The 16763-nt window shown below is 72.6% G+C and carries 16 protein-coding genes and 1 pseudogene; 6 read left to right on the top strand and 11 right to left on the bottom strand.

What is annotated here, in order from left to right:
- Positions 1-53: 53 nt before the first annotated feature.
- The 10 genes from ACFWP3_RS27580 to ACFWP3_RS27535 form a co-directional block, all read right to left on the bottom strand.
- Entirely contained in the window at positions 54-1181 is a 1128-nt protein-coding gene (locus tag ACFWP3_RS27580) for an LLM class flavin-dependent oxidoreductase (protein ID WP_384226120.1), read from the bottom strand.
- A gap of 11 nt (positions 1182-1192) precedes the next feature.
- On the bottom strand, positions 1193-2608 hold the full coding sequence (locus ACFWP3_RS27575) for an NtaA/DmoA family FMN-dependent monooxygenase (protein WP_384226117.1): 1416 nt from the start codon (positions 2606-2608) through the stop codon (positions 1193-1195).
- A gap of 23 nt (positions 2609-2631) precedes the next feature.
- Entirely contained in the window at positions 2632-3834 is a 1203-nt protein-coding gene (locus ACFWP3_RS27570; protein ID WP_384226191.1) for an LLM class flavin-dependent oxidoreductase, read from the bottom strand.
- 259 nt (positions 3835-4093) lie between these two features.
- On the bottom strand, positions 4094-4933 hold the full coding sequence (locus ACFWP3_RS27565; RefSeq protein ID WP_384226114.1) for a GNAT family N-acetyltransferase: 840 nt from the start codon (positions 4931-4933) through the stop codon (positions 4094-4096).
- Positions 4934-4976: 43 nt separating this feature from the next.
- Positions 4977-6377, bottom strand: a complete 1401-nt coding sequence (locus ACFWP3_RS27560) for an ATP-binding cassette domain-containing protein (protein WP_384226111.1) — start codon at positions 6375-6377, stop codon at positions 4977-4979.
- On the bottom strand, positions 6374-7381 hold the full coding sequence (locus ACFWP3_RS27555; protein ID WP_384226109.1) for an amino acid ABC transporter permease: 1008 nt from the start codon (positions 7379-7381) through the stop codon (positions 6374-6376). Before ACFWP3_RS27555 ends, ACFWP3_RS27560 begins: the two co-directional genes overlap by 4 nt.
- A 159-nt stretch (positions 7382-7540) precedes the next feature.
- Complete coding sequence (locus ACFWP3_RS27550; protein WP_384226106.1) at positions 7541-8650, bottom strand: aryl-sulfate sulfotransferase; 1110 nt, start codon at positions 8648-8650, stop codon at positions 7541-7543.
- 26 nt (positions 8651-8676) lie between these two features.
- Positions 8677-9681 carry an ABC transporter substrate-binding protein gene (locus tag ACFWP3_RS27545; protein WP_384226104.1) on the bottom strand — a complete coding sequence of 335 codons (1005 nt, stop codon included), beginning with the start codon at positions 9679-9681 and terminating at the stop codon, positions 8677-8679.
- A 53-nt stretch (positions 9682-9734) separates the two neighbouring features.
- Positions 9735-10451, bottom strand: coding sequence for an ABC transporter ATP-binding protein (locus ACFWP3_RS27540; protein WP_384226102.1), 717 nt, complete (start codon positions 10449-10451; stop codon positions 9735-9737).
- Entirely contained in the window at positions 10448-11227 is a 780-nt protein-coding gene (locus tag ACFWP3_RS27535; RefSeq protein ID WP_384226099.1) for an ABC transporter permease, read from the bottom strand. The genes ACFWP3_RS27540 and ACFWP3_RS27535 overlap by 4 nt, the downstream gene beginning before the upstream one ends.
- A 153-nt stretch (positions 11228-11380) precedes the next feature.
- On the opposite strand from ACFWP3_RS27535, the gene ACFWP3_RS27530 reads away from it, so the two are divergent.
- A complete protein-coding gene (locus ACFWP3_RS27530) occupies positions 11381-11950 on the top strand; it encodes a helix-turn-helix domain-containing protein (RefSeq protein WP_384226097.1) in 570 nt (189 codons plus the stop codon).
- Positions 11951-12160: 210 nt separating this feature from the next.
- A complete protein-coding gene (locus ACFWP3_RS27525) occupies positions 12161-12739 on the top strand; it encodes a rhodanese-like domain-containing protein (RefSeq protein WP_384226095.1) in 579 nt (192 codons plus the stop codon).
- An 84-nt stretch (positions 12740-12823) separates the two neighbouring features.
- On the opposite strand, the gene ACFWP3_RS27520 is transcribed toward ACFWP3_RS27525, so the two are convergent.
- Positions 12824-13375: a winged helix-turn-helix domain-containing protein gene (locus ACFWP3_RS27520; RefSeq protein WP_384226093.1), complete on the bottom strand. Its 552-nt coding sequence runs from the start codon at positions 13373-13375 to the stop codon at positions 12824-12826.
- Positions 13376-14188: 813 nt separating this feature from the next.
- On the opposite strand from ACFWP3_RS27520, the gene ACFWP3_RS27515 reads away from it, so the two are divergent.
- The 4 genes and pseudogenes from ACFWP3_RS27515 to ACFWP3_RS27500 all read left to right on the top strand — a co-directional run.
- Positions 14189-15391, top strand: coding sequence for an acyl-CoA dehydrogenase (locus tag ACFWP3_RS27515; RefSeq protein WP_384226091.1), 1203 nt, complete (start codon positions 14189-14191; stop codon positions 15389-15391).
- A gap of 127 nt (positions 15392-15518) precedes the next feature.
- Positions 15519-15977, top strand: coding sequence for an RrF2 family transcriptional regulator (locus ACFWP3_RS27510; protein ID WP_384226089.1), 459 nt, complete (start codon positions 15519-15521; stop codon positions 15975-15977).
- A 167-nt stretch (positions 15978-16144) separates the two neighbouring features.
- Positions 16145-16216 carry a putative leader peptide gene (locus tag ACFWP3_RS27505; RefSeq protein ID WP_362306379.1) on the top strand — a complete coding sequence of 24 codons (72 nt, stop codon included), beginning with the start codon at positions 16145-16147 and terminating at the stop codon, positions 16214-16216.
- A gap of 299 nt (positions 16217-16515) precedes the next feature.
- Positions 16516-16763 (top strand): annotated as a pseudogene (locus ACFWP3_RS27500) (sulfate ABC transporter substrate-binding protein); the annotation flags it as partial.

Here is a 16763-nt window from a genome sequence, read left to right as displayed (position 1 = left end):
CGATGGCCATGCACGGGGCATGAAGAGCGTGTGACAACGCCCGGTCCGGCGCGTCAGCGGCGCTGCCACTCCTCGGCCAGCAGCCGGTAGGAGCGGACCCGGTCCGCATGGCCGTGGGTGATGGTGGTGATCAGCAACTCGTCTGCTCCGGTCGCCTCTTGGAGCCGTTCCAGGTGATCGGCGACGGTCCGCGCCGAGCCGACGAACTGGGTGTCCACCCGGTCGGCGACGAGTTCCCGGTCCGCCTCCGTCCAGGGCAGCGCGCGTGCCTCGTCGGGTGTGGGAAAGGGGATGGCGCCCTCGGCGGTACGGATGCTGCGCACCCACGGCGCGTATCCGGTGGCCAGTTCGCGGGCGGTCGCGTCGTCCTCGGCGACGACGACGTCGGCGGACACCGTCACGTACGGCCGGTCCAGCTCCGCGGACGGTTTGAAGGCGGCCCGGTAGCCTTCCGCCGCCTCCAGCACCGAGGCGGGGCTGACGTGGTAGTTCGCCGCGAACCGCAGCCCGTTGCGGCCCGCGGTCTCCGCGCTGACGCCACCGCTGCTGCCCAGGATCCACACCTGTACGTCGGCACCCTCGCCCGGGACGGCGTGTGCCTCCAGGCCCTCCGGGGAGCGGTAGTCGCCCCGGAGCAGAGCGAGGACGTCGTCGACCTGCTCGGCGTAGTCCTGCGGCTGGGCGCCGGGCAGGTTCAGCAGCCTCTGCTGGAGTGCGATGCGGGGATGGCGCAGCAGGTGCTCGAAGGAGAACCGGGGCGGGATGCGCAGCCCGTTGGGGGTGTATCCGTCCACGACGGGGGTGCCGGGCGCGGCCGGTTCGCCGGAGCGCGGCTGCGGCCGGCCGGCCGAGCGGCCCAGGCCCAGGTCGAGACGGCCGGGGTGCAGGGCGTCGATCAGGCCGAACTCCTCGACCGTGGACAGCGCGGTGCGGTGCCCGAGCTGGACGGCGCCGGAGCCGATCCGGATGGTCGTGGTCGCGGAGGCCGTCAGCGCGAGGACGACCGCCGGGGAGGTTCCGGCGACCCCCGGATTGAGGTGGTGCTCGGCGAACCAGTAGCGGGTGTAGCCGAAGGCCTCCGTCTGCCGGGCGAGGTCGATGCTGTGGTGCAGGGCCTCGGCGGCGGTGGAGCCGGACGGGACCGGGACGAGGTCGAGGACCCCGAGGGGGATGCCGGACATGCGGGGGCTCCTTACAGGTCGGGAGAGGCGGGCTCGGGGATCCCGGCGCGCGGCGCCGGGCCGTTCGGCGGCCGGGCGGGGCCGGGCACGGAGAGCCCGAGGTGGTCGCGCAGGGTGGTGCCCTCGTACTCGGTGCGGAAGACGCCGCGCTCCTGGAGCAGCGGGACGACGGTGTCCGCGAATCCGTCCAGGCCGCCGGGCGTGATGTGCGGGACGAGGATGAACCCGTCGGCCGCGTCGGCCTGCACCAGGCCGTTGATCGACTCGGCGACCGTGGCGGCGGAGCCGACGAAGGTCTGGCCGGAGGTGGTCGCGATGACGAGTTCGCGGATCGACAGCTTCTTGGCCTCGGCGAGCTCGCGCCACTGGCGGGCGGTGTCGAGCGGGTCGCGGAACTGGCGGACGCCGGCCCGGCCGAGGGCGATGGTGTTCTCCCCGACCACCGGGTCGACGGCGGGCAGCGGGCCGTCCGGGTCGTAGGCGGACAGGTCCCGGTTCCAGACGTGTTCCAGGTACTTGATCGCGGTCTGTCCGCTGACCTGGAGGCGGCGGACCTCGTGCGCGATCTCGTGGGCCTCGGCGTCGGTGTCGCCGAGTACGAAGGTGGCCGCGGGCAGGATCTTCAGCTGGTCGGGGGTCCGCCCGTACGCGGGAAGGCGGCGCTTGACGTCGGAGTAGAACGCCCGCCCCTCGTCGAGCGTCCCGTACCGGCCGAAGATCGCGTCGGCACTGGAGGCGGCGAACTCACGGCCCTCGTCGGAGTCCCCGGCCTGGAAGATCACGGGCCGGCCCTGCGGGCTGCGCGGCACGTTGAAGTGCCCTTCGATGTCGAAGTGCTGCCCCTGGTGGGCGAAGGCCCCGGGCCGCGCGTCCCGCAGGAACACGCCCGACTCGGGGTCGGCGAGGATCTCGGAGCCGTCCCACGAGTCGAACAGCTCCGTCGCGGTGGCCAGGAACTCCCGCGCACGGGAGTAGCGGTCCTCCCGGGGCAGGAACCCGCCGCGCCGGAAGTTCTCGCCGGTGAAAGCGTCCCAGGAGGTGACGACGTTCCAGGCGGCCCGGCCCTCGGACAGGTGGTCCAGCGAGGCGAACTGGCGGGCCACCTCATACGGTTCGTTGAAGGTCGAGTTGATCGTTCCGGTCAGCCCGAGGCGTTCGGTGACGGCCGCCAGGGCGGCGAGCACCGTGAAGGTGTCGGGACGGCCGACGACGTCCAAGTCGTAGATCTTTCCGCCCTGTTCGCGCAGTCGCAGCCCCTCGGCGAGGAACAGGAAGTCGAACTTGGCGCGTTCGGCGGTCCGCGCGAAGTGGACGAACGAGTCGAAGTCGATGTGGCTGCCCGCCGCCGGGTCGCTCCACACGGTGGTGTTGTTGACTCCGGGGAAGTGGGCCGCGAGATGGATCTGCTTGAGCGGCTCGCTGCTCATGTTGGGTCCTTCCGGGTCCGGGATCAGGCGGCGGAGTGGTCGGCGGCGCGGTCGGCCGACCGTGCGGCGTAGCGGCCGGCCGGGCGCTCCAGGCCCAGCAGTCCGCGCAGGGTGTCCGCCTCGTAGGCGCGGCGGAACACCCCGCGCCGCTGGAGCTCCGGCACCAGCCCCCGGGTGATCGCGGGCAGGTCGTGGGCGAGTGCGCCCGGCCGCAGCCGGAAGCCCGACAGGCCGGCCGTCCGCCAGTCCTGGAGCAGGTCCGCCAGTTGCGCGGAGGTCCCGGTGAAGATCGCCGCGTCACTGGCGTACGGGGCGCCCGCGAGCGCGTCGAGGCGTTCCTTGCGCGCTGCGGCCGCCGGGGCGTCCTCGTCCAGGAAGACGGTGAGGTCCGCGAAGAGGTGCAGCGGCTGCGCCCGCTCGTCGGCCCCGGCCGATTCCCGGGCCCGGCGGATCTCCCCGGCCGCGGCGCGGACCGCTTCGGCGTCGCGCGCGGCGATGTACCCGACATCCGCGGACCGGGCGACGAGGCCGTGGGCGGCGCTGCGGTCGCCGGGGGCACCGGCGGTGTACGCCGCGGTGACCAGGGGCTGTCCCTGCGGCGGGCGGGGGGTGATCGACGGTCCCCTGACGCTGAAGTGACGGCCCTCGAAGTCGATGTAGTGCAGCTTGTCGCGGTCGACGAACCGGCCCGTGGCCACGTCCCGGATCTCGGCGTCGTCGCCCCAACTGTCCCACAGCCGCCGGATCACCTCGACGTGGTCGGCTGCCTCCTCATGGGCCTCCGCATCGGAGAGCGGGGCCGCCCGGCGGCCGAAGTGCCGCTCCTCGTACTCCAGTTGGGACACCTGGATGCGCAACCCCGCACGGCCGCGGCTGACGTGGTCGAGAGTGGCGATCGCCTTGGATATGTGGAAGGGCTCGGTGTGGGTGGCCGTCACGGCGGGGACCAGGCCGATGTGCCGGGTCAGCGGTGCGACGCGGGCGGCGGTGAGCACCGCGTCGAGCCTCCCCCGGACCTGGTCCGTGCGCCCGTCGGGCCCTTCGGCCGAGGACGACTGGACGGAGAGGGCGTCCTCGAAGGTGACGAAGTCGAGCAGTCCGGCTTCGGCCACGGCCACGGCGGCGGCCCAGTGCCGGGCCGTGAACAGCTCCCCGGGCCGCGCACCCGGCTCGCGCCAGGCGGCGGGGTGCCAGCCGGCGCCGTCGAGGGCGACGGCCAGGTGCAGGGAGTCGGAAGACTCCGATGTGAATGTGAATGTGAATGTGGATGCGGATGCGGATGCGGATGCTGAAGCGGGCGGGAATGCGGGCGGGGATGTGGACACGTCGAATTACGCCTTCCTGATCGGCCGTACGAAAAGGAGGCCGATGTGCGTCGCGAATGTGAGGGCGCAGGAGAGGGGGCGGGGAAGGGAGAAGAGGCCCGTCGCCAATGTCTCCTCGAAACGCTACGCCCGATAGTGGTGCCATACAAGGACCGAAATATTAAGAGCAGTTGGCAGCGGTATTGCCGGGCGCCCGGACGGCCAGGAAGGACGGACGGCTGCGCAGGGTGAAGCCGATCGACTCGTACAGCCGGATCGCCGTCGTGTTGCTCGCGGCGGTGTGCAGGAACGGGACGTCGCCGCGCTCCCGGATGCCCGCGGCGACGGCGCGGACCAGCCGGGTGGCCAGTCCCCTGCCCTGGTGGTCGGGATGGGTGCACACCGCGCTGATCTCGGTCCAGCCGGGCGGCCGCAGCCGCTCGCCGGCCATCGCGATCAGCCGGCCCCGGTGCCGGATGCCGAGGTACGTGCCCAGCTCGACGGTCCGGGCGAGGAACGGGCCGGGCTTCGTGAGCTCGATCAGGGCGAGGATCTCGGGTACGTCGCGGGGGCCGAGCCAGACCGCCTCGGGAGCGGGTTCGGCACGCAGCGCGGTGTCGACCAGCTGGACGCCGTGGAGCGACGCGACGGTCTCCCAATCGGCGGGCGGGGTCAGCCCGCCCGCCAGCCCGGCGGTCCCGCCGTCGCCGATCAGCCCGTGCAGCTCGGCCCAGGAGTCCGGGTCGGCCGGGTCCGCGAGGGCGGCGAACGGCGAGACGTCCGACGGGTAGCGGGCGGCGCCGGCGGCTGAGGGGCCCGTCCCGGTCCGGGCCGTCCGCTCGGCGAAGGAGGCGTGCGGGCCGGACAGCGAGGCCCAGACGGGGTTGTCGAGGATGTGCGGGGACACCACGGTGCCCGGGCCCGCGCCCGCACCCGCACTCGTACTCGTACTCGTACTCCTCCTCGTGCCTGTACGCGGGCTCAGGCTCGCCGTCGTACCGGAAGTGGTGTTCGTGCTCATGGGGCGGGCTCTCCGTCCGTGGCGCGGCCCGGGGGCCGGGGATTCAGGAGTTGGTCACCGGCAGGCCCGGCGGGTCGACCTCCGAGGTGGTGACGGCCTCGTTGGACAGGTTCCAGGCATCGAGCAGCTGCGCGTACTGGCCGTTCTTGACCAGGTGGTTGATCGCCTCCGCCACCGGCTTGGCGAGCCCGCTGTCCTTCTTCGCGGTCGCGGCGATCAGGCCCTGGAGCGACTCGCCGGCACCGGAGAAGGAGCCCGCGTTGCGGGTCGGCGCGTTGCTGCTCGCCGTCTGGGTGATGTGGTAGGCGATGGACGGGTTCGGGCCGAAGCTGAGGTCGATCTTCTTGCCGCTCAGGGCCAGGTAGGTGCTGTTGGCGTCGGGGAAGTACTTGACGGTGATGTCCTTGCCCTCGGCCTGGAGCTTCTTCTGCCACTCCAGCAGGATCTTCTCCTGGTTGGTGCCCGAGCTGACCGCGACCGTCTTGCCCGCGAGGTTGCGGTAGTCGCCGCCGAAGTTCCAGGGGTTGTCCTTCAACGTCTCGAAGGCCAGGTTGTCCTGCCGGTAGGAGGCGAACTCGTACTTCTTCTTGCGCTCCTCCGTGACGGTGACGTTCGTGAAGGCCACGTCCACCTTGCCGCTGTCGATGCCGACGAAGAGGTTCTCCCAGGTGGAGTTCTTCACCACCGGCTTGAGCCCGAGCGCGGCGGCCACCAGCCGGCCGAGGTCCGGCTCCGCCCCGGTCAGGGTCTTCTGGTCGGTGCCGACGTACGCCAGCGGCGGGAAGCCGGCGGGCAGCGCGCCCACGCCGATGACGAGCTCGCCGCGTTCGCGGACGGCGGCGGGCAGCTGCGCCCGCAGGGCCTCCACGGCGGGGACGGTCAGCTCGGTCTGCCCGGCGGCGCCGTTGGACACGGCGCCGACGGTGACCGTGTCCCCGCCCGCCCCCGCCACGCGCTGCTGCTGGCCTCCGGACAGCTGCCGCGGATAGGCGCCGGTCCGGTCGCCGAGCCCGACGCGCTCCAGGAGTTCGCGCGCCCTGGCCCTGGCCTGCGGGCGCGGCATGCTACCGGTGGCGACCGGGGCCGCCGCGACGTTGTCGAGCACTGTCAGGTGCGGGAAGAGGTTGAAGTTCTGGAAGACGAAGCCGATCCGCCCGCGCTGGGCGAGGATCGCGCGCTCGCTCAGCTCCTTCAGCCGCCCGCCGTGCCGCTGTACGCCGATCAGCTCGCCGCCCACGCTGACGTAGCCGGACTCGGGCTTCTCCAGGTGGTTGACGACCCGCAGCAGGGTGGACTTGCCGGAGCCGGAGGGGCCCAGGATCGCGGTGACCGTGCCCGGCCGGAGGGTGAGGCTCACCCCGTCCAGCACCTGCTGCCGGCCGTACCACTTGTGCACGTCGTGGACCTCGATCGCGGCGGCCCGCGTGGGCGTGGCGGTGGTCATCGCGCCGTCTCCTTCCGGAAGCGGTCCCGGAGATCGCGCAGGCCCGTCCGGGCCCGCTGCAGAGGGGTGGGCGGCAGGGTGCGCAGCGCGCCGCGGGCGTAGTACCGCTCGACGTAGAACTGGACGACCGAGAGGACGCTGGTGAGGACCACGTACCAGAAGGTGGCCACCATCAGCAGCGGCACCACGTCGCCGGAGTAGGTGCTGCCGAGGCTCTGCACGGTGCCGAACAGGTCGAGCAGCGATACGTAGAAGACCAGCGAGGTGGCCTTGACCAGCCCGACCAGCTGGTTGACGTAGGCGGGGACGATGGAGCGCAGCGCCTGGGGAAAGACGATCCGGGCGAACTGGTACCGCTTGGGCAGTCCCAGCGCGGCCGCCGCCTCGTGCTGGCCCTGGTCGACGGAGAGCAGCCCCGCCCGGACCACTTCGGCCGCGTACGCCGCTTCGCACAGGCTCAGTCCGACGACCGCGACAACTATGTCGGTGGCCAGCCGCGACTCGTCGAAGGTGAAGAAGGCGGGGCCGAAGGGCACCCCGATGCTCAGGGTGGGGTAGAGGGCGCTGAGGTTGTAGAGGAACAGCAGGACCACGATCAGCGGCACCGAGCGCAGCAGCCAGATGTACGTCCAGCTCACCGACCGCAGTACGGGGTTCGCGGAGAGCCTGCCGAGGGCGAGCAGGATGCCGCCCGCGAGGCCGAGGACGGCGCTGTACGCGGCGACCTGGAGGGTGATGAGCAGGCCCTCGAGGATGGCCGGGCGGACGAACCAGTACGCGAACCGGTCCCACTGGTAGAAGGGGTTGGTCAGCAGCCCGTGGGCGGCCTGGGAGAGCAGCACCAGCACGATGACGGTGCCGATCCACCGTCCGGGCCGGCGGAGCCGGAGGACCCGCTCCGCCGGCGTCGGCGGTCCCGGGGGCGCGGTGTGGACGAGTGATTCGGTGGTCAAGGGCACTCCAGCAGCATTCGATAAATCGAAGAATCGAAAAGCAGCCGTCATGCCGGTCAGAAGAGGCCGCTGATGTCGTTATCTGCGGCGTAAGCTAGGCAGCCCGGAGAAGGGCTGTCAACGGTCCTGATATCGATATCCGCGGAAGCGTGCGGCAATTTCATCCGCCGTACACACAACGCCTTCCGGTGAAATGAAACGGGCTGTCGTTCACAGCCAGGGGAGCTGGTCGGCGGAGTACCGGTGGGCGCGGAAGACGGAGTTCTGGGCGCCGGCCGAGGACTCCAGGCCCACCCCCTCGCCGAACGACCGGAACTGCGGGACCACGAACTCCCAGACCACGTCACCGCCGGGGGTCACCTCGAAGAGCCGCCCGAAGGAGCCCTCGGCGATGAAGGTGTTGCCGTTGGGAAGCCGCTGCGCGCTGGACATGTACGGGCTGTAGAAGTTCTGCGGCGGGTTGTCTTCGTACGACCACACCTCCTTGCCCGTGCGCGGGTCGAGCTCCAGCACCCGCGAGTACGGCAACGAAGTGGTGTCGCGGTAGGTGCCGTTGTCGAAGACGAGGATGTTCCCGCCCGCCAGCTCGTGCGGATGGTGCTGCTGCGCGAGGACGTCGGGGCCGATGTGCCAGAGCACCGAGCCGTCGGTGCGGTCGACGGCCACGGCGGAGGACGCGCTGCGGAAGCCCACCACGATCGAGCCGTCGGCGCGTTCGTTGACGGTGTTGGCCATGGGCCAGTGCTCGCGGGCGAAGTGCCGGTTGAGCGGGAACTCCTCGGGGTCGAGGTGGTCGATGGCGGCCCAGCGCCATACCTCCTCCCCGTCCCAGGTCAGCTCGTACACGACGTCCCCGTAGATCACCCCGCCCGGTGCCTCGGAGCCGGGGATGCCGCCGCGGATCCGGGCGGCGTCGGCCGGGTTCAGCGGTTCGACGACGGTGATGATGAGGTTGCCGTTGCGCAGCAGCGAGGCGTCGTGGTGGTGGAAGGGGTGTCTGACCTCGCGGATCACCGTGGAGTCGGGGGCCAGTTCCTGGAAGATGCCGCCGTGGTAGACGTCCCAGATGGGGAAGAGGGTCGGGCTGGTGGTGTCCTTGGCCGCGTAGAAGAGGTTGCCGCCCGGGAGGAGCTGGGCCTGGCGGCCGGGCGGGTGCGGCGAGTTCCAGGTGTGGACGGGCCGGCCCTCGATGTCGACGAGGTGGATCTCGCCGGCGCTGGTGATGGGCGTGTAGAGGGTGTAGCCGCCGTAACTGCGGGCGGGGTCATGGGCGATGAGACCGACGCCGCGGCGGCGCAGGGTGTTCTGGTCGACGGTCACGGGGGATCTCCTGTACGGGGTGTGGCTCAGCGGACGGTGACGGCGGCCGGGTCGACGGCCGTCAGGGGTGCGGGGTGCAGATGGCCCAGCAGCGCCGCGCGGTCGGCGGAGCCGGGCAGGCCCTGGGCGGCCTTCGCCCAGCCGGCCTCCTGCTCCAACTGGGCCAGCAGCTCGGGCGAGAGGGTCGCGCCGTACTCGTAGCGGGGCTGGAAGGCGTCCACGTATCCGGCCTGGAGGGCGCCCTTGGACTGGGCGAGCACGGCCTTGCGCGCGGCGGCCTGGTCGGTGGCGATCTCGCGCTGGGCCTTCAGCAGTGCCCGGAGGACGGCCGTGATCGTCTCCTCGGTCGCCTTCGGGCCCGCGACGAGCAGGGTCCGGGCCGTGTAGCCGGCGAAGGGGAGCTCGGCGTAGCGGTCGCCCAGGGTGGTGCGGGCGGAGTCGTAGAAGCTGGGGAAGGTGACCCCGGCGTCGATGTCGCCCCGGGCCAGCGCCGAAGTGACCTGGTTCGGGGCGAGGTTCACGACGGTGATGTCCGCGGCCGTCAGCTGGACGGAGGCGAGCATCCGCGACAGGGCGTACTCGACGTTCGTGCCCTGCGGGACTCCGACCTTGCGGCCCTTCAGCGCGGCGAAGCCGCTGATCCGCCGGTCGGTGCGGGTCAGCAGGCGCCAGTCGGAGAACCGGGACAGGTCGGCGACGATCCGCACCTCGCGCCCGCCCAGCGCGGCCGTGACCGCGGGCAGGTCGCCCACGACACCGAGCTGGGCCTGACCGCCGAGCACGGCGTTCAGCGCGTCCCGCCCGCTGGGCTGGGTCGTCACGGTGGCGTCGATGCCCTCGGCGGACCACAGTCCGCGCTCCTGCGCCACGTAGACGGGCGCCCCGCCGAGGTGGTCGGAACCGGCGAGGGAGACGGCGGAACGGCCGCCGCCCGCCGGGCCGGAGCCGCCGGGGCCGCCGGCGCAGGCCGAGGTGAGCGCGCAGAGCAGGGCCGCCGTCAACAGGGCGACCACTGCACGGGGTCTGAGCATGGAGAGTCCTTCCGGGGACGGAGGTTCGGGCAGAGATGGGGGTGAGAAGGGCTTCAGCCGGAGCCGAGGTGGCGGGCGATCAGTGAGCGCAGGTCCGGGTCGGGCGCCCCGGCGGGCACGGCGTGGTCGGCCAGCACCCGCCCGGGGCTCCCGCCGAGGACGACGACCCGCTCGGCGAGGGCCAGCGCCTCGTCGATGTCGTGCGTGACGAACAGGACGGTGGTTCCGCGGCGCTGCCACAGCTCCCGCAGCAGGGTCTGCATCCGGGTCCGGGTCAGGGCGTCGAGCGCCCCGAACGGCTCGTCCATCAGCAGCACTTCGGGTTCGGCGGCCAGGGCGCGGGCCAGCGCGACGCGTTGCTGCATGCCTCCGGACAGCTGCGCCGGGTACTTCTCGGCGCCGTCCGCGAGCCCCACCTCGGCCAGTGCCGCGAGGGCGCGGCGGCGGCGTTCGGGACGGGGCAGGCTCAGGCGCTTGAGGGCGAACTCGACGTTGCCGCGGGCGGTGCGCCAGGGGAAGAGCGCGTAGTGCTGGAAGACCACGCCCCGTTCCGGGCCGGGCCCGCGCACCGGAGCCGAACCCGCCGTCACCCGCCCTTCGGTGGGCTGTACGAACCCGGCCACCGCGTTGAGGACGGTGGACTTGCCGCACCCGCTGGGCCCGAGCAGCGCCGTGAACGAGCCGGCCGGGAGCTTCAGATCGGTGCGCTCCAGCACCTGGGCGCCCCCGTAGCGGACCGACAGCCCCTCCAGTCGTACTCCCAGGCTCATGAGGCGCTCCAGTGCACGAACCGGCGGCCGACCGCGGCCAGTACGAGGTCGACGGCCACGCCGAGCAGCCCGAGCACGAGCAGCCCGGCGAACATCCGGTCCACGCGCAGGAACTGGCCGTCGACCTGGAGCCGGTACGCCAACCCTCTGTCCGCGCCGCCCAGTTCCGCCGCCACCAGGGCGAGCAGCGCCACCGAGGCCCCGTACCTCAACGCGGCGAGCACCGCGGGTGCGGCGGCGGGCAGCAGCACCTCGGTGAACCGCCGGTGCAGCGGCGCCCCCAGCGACCTGGCCGCCCGCAGGTGGGACACCGGCACCCGGGACACCCCGTCGTGGACGTACAGCCAGACGGCGAGCAGGACGGCGTACGCGATGAGCAGCCGCTTGGAGGTCTCCCCGATGCCGAACCAGGCGGTCGCGAGCGGGACCAGCGCGATGGCCGGTATGGGCCGCAGGAAGGAGACCACCGGCGTGACGGCGGCGGACAGTCTCGGCAGATAGCCGGTGGCGAAGCCGAGCGCGCTGCCGACGAGGGCGCCCAGTGCGAAACCCTGCCCGGCACGGGCCAGGCTGGCACCGAGGTCGGCGGCCAGGAGGCCGCTGCGGGCACTGTCCACGAGCGCGGTCGCGGTCTCGCCGGGCGTGGGCAGCAGCCCCGGGGCCACCGCACCGGCCCAGGCGAGCAGGGACCACAGCGCGAGCACGGCACCTGCCGCGGCCAGGGCCGGGCCGAGCCGGCTGAGGGCCCGGCCGGGCGGTGAATGGGTGGCGTGCACGGGGCGGCTCCTCGGTCGGTTCCTCGGTCGGTTCCTCGGTCGTCGATAAGTGAGGTCAATAATTGACCAGGCTTATGACGGCGGTGTTGCGGCAGTGCGAAACCTCTCCGGAGCCCTCCGGACGCCGTTCGGTGATGAGGTACGTTCGCCTGCGTGTCTCGACCCGAACCCACGCCAGAGGCGATCGAGGTCGGACGGGTGATCCGGAGCTGCCGCAAACAGCGCGGCGTCTCGATGGCCGTCCTCGCCACCCGCTCCGGGCTCTCCCAGCCGTTCCTCAGCCAGCTCGAACGCGGCCTCGCCACGCCCAGCCTCAGCTCGATCTACCGGATCGCGGAAGCGCTGGACGTCACCCCGGGCACCTTCCTGCGGCCGCCCGCGCGACCGGGTGCGGTCAGCCACGAGAGCGACCCGCAGGTGATCCGCGTGAACGAGGCCACCGGGCAGATCGCCCAAGTGCTCATCCCCGGCGGGCGCAGCACGCTGATGGAGGCCTACGAGCACCACTTCGAGCCCGGCCAGGGCGAGCGCGGCTGGTTCGAGCACCCCGGCGAGGACTTCCTGTACGTACTGGAGGGCGAGATCGTCCTCGAGGTCGAGGGCGAGGAACCGCTGACGCTCCGCGCCGGGCAGAGCGCACACCACCGGGGCGAGGTCCCGCACCGATGTCGCCTGGCGGGCCCGGCCGCCGCACGCACGCTGCTGGTCATCGCGAACGCCTAGGCCGACGCATGACCGGTGACGGGTGACGCGTGGCGTGTGACAGGTGGCGCCACGCGCCGCTGCCGTTCGCACCTAAGCCGGCCCCGCCTCCCTAGCTCCCCACCTCCCGGCCTCCGCCGCCGCCCGTCAGCGGCAGGCCCGGCCGGTACGCCTCCCGCGCGCTCCCACTCCCACTCCCCCCCACCACCACTGCCGAGGATCTGATCCGCCATGAGTGACTCCGTCGCCGCACTGAGCGTCAGCGAGGCCCGGTCCCGCCTCCACGAGCTGACCGTCGTCGATGTCCGTACCCCGGCCGAGTTCGCCTCCGGGCACCTGCCGGACGCCGTCAACATCCCGCTCGACCGCGTCGCGCGGGCGCTGCCGGAGCTGCGGCAAGCCGCCGGGCGGGGGCCGCTCCTGCTGGTGTGCGCCTCGGGCGCCCGCTCGGACAACGCCGTCGGGACGCTGGCCTCGCACGGCATCTCCGCCTCGACCCTGACCGGCGGCACCACGGCCTGGGCCGCCGCGGGTCACGGGCTCCGGTACCCGGACGGCCGGCCGCGGGCCGTGTGGGCCATGGAGCGCCAGGTCCGCTTCACCGCGGGCGGCATCGTGCTGCTGGGCCTGGCCCTGGGCCAGTTCGTCCATCCGGCGTTCGCGCTGCTGTCCGCCGGGGTCGCGGCCGGCCTGATGTTCTCCGCGCTCACCAACACCTGCGGCATGGCGGTCGTACTCGGCCGGCTGCCGTTCAACCAGCGACCCGGGACCGCTCCCGCGGGCACGGCGAGCGCGGGGACGCAGGGCTGACGAAGCACCCCGCCACGCTCGGCGTGGCGGAGTGGCGGAGTACCGGGGCATCCAGTACTGGGGGTGCTCTCGGCGGGCCGGGGGCTACTGGGAGTCGGGTACGTACTTGTAGCCGACGCGGCGCACGGTGGAGATCCGGTTGCGGTGGGCGGGGCCGAGCTTGCGGCGCAGCCGGGCCACGTGAACGTCGACGGTACGGCCGTCGCCGATGTGCCCGTAACCCCAGATGCCCGAGATGAGGGAATCGCGCGTGTGCACCGTGTACGGGTTGCTCACGAGGTGGGCCAGGAGGTCGAACTCCAGGTACGTGAGGTCCAGTTCGCGCCCGTCGACCTCGACGAGCCGGCGTTCGCGGTCGACGCGTATGGCGTCGTCGGACCGGTCGGGTTCGGCGCGCGGTGCCGGTTCCGGTCCGCGGGCCGGGAGCGCCACGGGTTCGAGGGGATGGATCTCGGGGCGCACTCCGTGCGCTTCCATCAGGGCCACGGGGTCGACGTGCGCCGGCAGGAACACGAGGTAGCCGACGCGGCCGCCGTCGGCCCGGTCGGCGAAGACGGCCGGCGGGCGCTCGCCGACGAGCTGGAGACGGGGGGCCGGGGAACGGCGGGCGGCGGGTGCGGGAACTGCGGTGGTCACGATGAGCCCCTTCGGCTGCTCGGAGTGAGGTACGGATGCCGGGTTTTCGGCCACGACGGGTCAGGGGATCTCCGTGACGGTCTCGACCGGGAAGGTCGGAGCGCCGCGCGCCGGGCGGACCCGTACGGCCCGGAGGGGCCGGGGTCGCGAAAGGCGCGGCCTACAGCGGGAAGCGACGGCCGGAACGCCGGCGCACGTCGAGGAAATGCCCTGTCGAAGAAGCCCTAGAAGGGTCGGCAGACGGCGCTGGCGACGAGACGGAAGTCAACGTGCCTGCGGCGTACGAGCAACGGCTGCGACGGGGACATGGACATATCGTGAAGTGCGGTGCGGGCGCTCGTCAATACTTCCCTACTGATTGCATAGGAAATGGCCGGGAGCAGAGGCCCGCCCACCGGGTGGACCCGGGGATCCACCCAAGCCCCGAAGGTCCGCCCACTGACCTCCCGTCGGGTCAACTTCCCTAACTGCCACACCCCCTGACGAGTGATCCGGCGCGGCCCCCGCCACCACGGGCCGGACCGGCGGCCCTTGAAGACACCGTCTTTCATTTCAAGACCGCGCTGTCCGGCATTCGGTCACGCTCTTGCCGGGACGGTCGCTACGGGCGAGTATCCCTATCAATCCGATGGGAAAGGTGGGGATCCGGTGAAGTGCCGCCCGCCCAGACACTGATGCCGTCGACACGCCCCCGGCCGACGCCACCCGACAACGTTCCGGAGTAGTCGACATGACCACCGCCACCACCCCTGGCACCGCCGCCCGCCCAGCCCCCGCGCCACGCGCCGGCACCCGGACCTGTCGGTGACACCCGTGCCGACGACACCGGGCATCACCGCCCTCCGGCCCGCCGACGCACAGCGCCGCAGGCTCCTGCGCACCGCTCGCGATGTGGCGGAGGACCTCGCCGCCGACGCCATCGCCCGCGACCTGGCCGGCGCCCCGCCCGCCGACGAGACGGCCAGGCTGCGCGAGGCCGGACTGCTGGCAGCCCTCACCCCGCCCGGGGCCGACCGCGGGGCGGACTGGCGTACCGCGTGCGCCGTCATACGGGAGATCGCCGCGGCGGACAGCTCCGTCGGCGACGTCCTCGCGCGCCACTACGTCCACGCGTGGAGCGGACGCTTCTACGCTCCCCACCACCACGCGGCCGCCCTCGAAGAGGAGTCGGTGCGCGAGCAGTGGCTGTGGACCGGCGCGGTCCGCGCCCCCGCACCCCACGACGACACCGAGGGGCTCGACCTCGTGCTGCGCCGGCGCAGCACCGGCTACGCGCTGAACGGGTACCGGTCCGTGGACACGGCGGTGGCCGTCGCCGACCAGATCGTGGTGGACGCCGTCTGCGCCGCGACCGGCGACGTCCTGGTCGTACGGATCCCGCCCGGCGCACGGGGCGTGAGCGTCGAACCCGCCCGCGACCGCCTCGGGCAGCGCGTCGCCGGCGCGGGCGAGGTCGGCTTCGACCGGGTCGCGGTCACACCCGCGCAGGTGCTCGGCCGCCGGCCGCACGACGAGGAGGCGACCGCACCCTTCACCGCGCTCGCCGAGCCGGCGCTCCGGCTCGCCCTGTGTCACGTCGGCCTCGGCATCGCCGAGGGCGCCCTCACCGAAGCGCGCGACCTGAGCCGGGGCGGCCGCGCCCACCGGCCGCCCGGCGAGGACCCGGACCTGCTGCTGACGTACGGGGAACTCGCATCTGCCGCCCAGACGGCCACCGCCGTGGTCGACCGGGCGACGGAGGTGATGGCCCGGGCCCTCGACACGGGTGCGCACCTCGACCCCGAGGAGCCCGCGGGCGTCGCCGCCCTGGTCGCCACGGCCGAGACCGTCACGTCGAAGGCCGCCCTGCACATCACCACCCGGGTGCTGGAACTCGCCGACGCGCCCGGCCTGGACCGGTTCTGGCGCAACGCGCGCGTCCTGACCGCCCACCGCCCCGTCGCGCACCGCCTGCGCTCCATCGGCGAGCACTACCTCAACGGCTCCCACCGCGCGGTGGCCGCGGCCCTCCACTGACGCGGGGCACGGCCCGGGGCGCGGATGCACGACCCGGGCCGGGGGCTGCCGGACACCCGCACCCGTCCGGCAGCCCCCGGCCCACCCGCGAAGGACGCGCGCCGGAGCCGTACGGGATAATGGCCGTATGCGGATCTCAGCCAGGGCGGACTATGCGGTACGTGCCGCGCTACAGCTTGCCGCCGCACAGGACGACGGGCCCCTGAAGGCCGAAGCGATCGCCGACGCCCAGGACATTCCGCACAAGTTCCTCGAGGGCATCCTGAACGACATGCGCCGGGGCGGTCTCGTCCTCAGCCAGCGCGGCGGCAACGGCGGCTACCGGCTGGCCAAGCCGGCCGAGTCCATCAGCATCGCGGACGTCATCCGCGTCGTGGACGGACCGCTCGTCTCGGTGCGCGGGGTCCGCCCGCCGGACCTGTCCTACACCGGCCCCGCCCAGTCGCTGCTCCCCCTGTGGGTCGCGCTCCGGGCCAACGTGCGCGAGATCCTCGACGGTGTGACCCTCGCCGACGTGGCGGCGTCCGAGCTGCCCGCGGACGTCTCCGCGCTGACCGACACGCCCGGCGCCTGGACCAATCCCTGACCCCTGCCCCACCTGTGCTTTCTCATATCCCGAGATTGCGGCGTCCATCATGTGGTCAACCCCTTGGGGCGAGTCTCAGCCTCTGCCAATATGCCTACCAACCAGGTAGGAAAACTAGGAATTCGGGGAGGGGCGGGGCCGTGCACACGCTGCACCACACAAACCGGATGCTTCCCCTGACGTCCCGCCGGCACATCGACCTGGTCCGTACGTCCAGCGCCATCTGTCAGCCCGCCTGACACCTCCGCGGGGCCGGGCTCCACGCGCAGCGCACCGCCGGGCGCGTACCGCCCCGTTCACCGTCGGCCGGGCGAACCCTCGGCCGACCGTTTCGCCCGCGTTCCGTCCAGCGCGCCGGTGCGGGCTCGACGTCCGCACCCCAGGCCCCCGAGCCCCCGGCACCCGAGCCCCCGGCACCCGTACGCCGCCGACCGTGATCCCGCCGTCGACGGCCGGAAACGGGTCCCGTGTGCCCCGATGGCCCTGCCTCGCTCATCGCCGTACCTCTCCGAACACCATCCCGTGAAAGGACACCTCCGTGTCTGCCGCAAGACCGCTCAGCACCCTGCGCACCATCGCCGTCGTCGCGACCCTTCCCCTGCTGCTCACCGCCTGCGGCTACGGCTCCGAAGCGAAGAAGGAAGACGACAAAAGGAAGGTCGCGGCCGCCGGCGGCAAGAAGCTGTCGGCCTCCGAGGTCCGGATCGGGTACTTCCCGAACCTGACGCACGCCACCGCGCTGGTCGGCCTCCAGGAGGGCCTGATCCAGAAGGAACTGGGCGCCAC

The organism is Streptomyces sp. NPDC058525 (assembly GCF_042719495.1).
Taxonomy (GTDB): Bacteria; Actinomycetota; Actinomycetes; order Streptomycetales; family Streptomycetaceae; genus Streptomyces.
Note: the sequence above shows the minus strand (reverse complement) of the source record. Positions and strands in the feature narration are given on the sequence as shown.

Coding starts and splice junctions, on each gene's coding strand:
- ACFWP3_RS27560 (WP_384226111.1), bottom strand. CDS start 6,377: ATGACCACCGCCACGCCCACGCGGGCCGCCGCGATCGAGGTCCACGAC.
- ACFWP3_RS27510 (WP_384226089.1), top strand. CDS start 15,519: ATGCGGATCTCAGCCAGGGCGGACTATGCGGTACGTGCCGCGCTACAG.
- ACFWP3_RS27540 (WP_384226102.1), bottom strand. CDS start 10,451: ATGAGCCTGGGAGTACGACTGGAGGGGCTGTCGGTCCGCTACGGGGGC.
- ACFWP3_RS27525 (WP_384226095.1), top strand. CDS start 12,161: ATGAGTGACTCCGTCGCCGCACTGAGCGTCAGCGAGGCCCGGTCCCGC.
- ACFWP3_RS27555 (WP_384226109.1), bottom strand. CDS start 7,381: ATGACGGCTGCTTTTCGATTCTTCGATTTATCGAATGCTGCTGGAGTG.
- ACFWP3_RS27575 (WP_384226117.1), bottom strand. CDS start 2,608: ATGAGCAGCGAGCCGCTCAAGCAGATCCATCTCGCGGCCCACTTCCCC.
- ACFWP3_RS27545 (WP_384226104.1), bottom strand. CDS start 9,681: ATGCTCAGACCCCGTGCAGTGGTCGCCCTGTTGACGGCGGCCCTGCTC.
- ACFWP3_RS27580 (WP_384226120.1), bottom strand. CDS start 1,181: ATGTCCGGCATCCCCCTCGGGGTCCTCGACCTCGTCCCGGTCCCGTCC.
- ACFWP3_RS27565 (WP_384226114.1), bottom strand. CDS start 4,933: ATGAGCACGAACACCACTTCCGGTACGACGGCGAGCCTGAGCCCGCGT.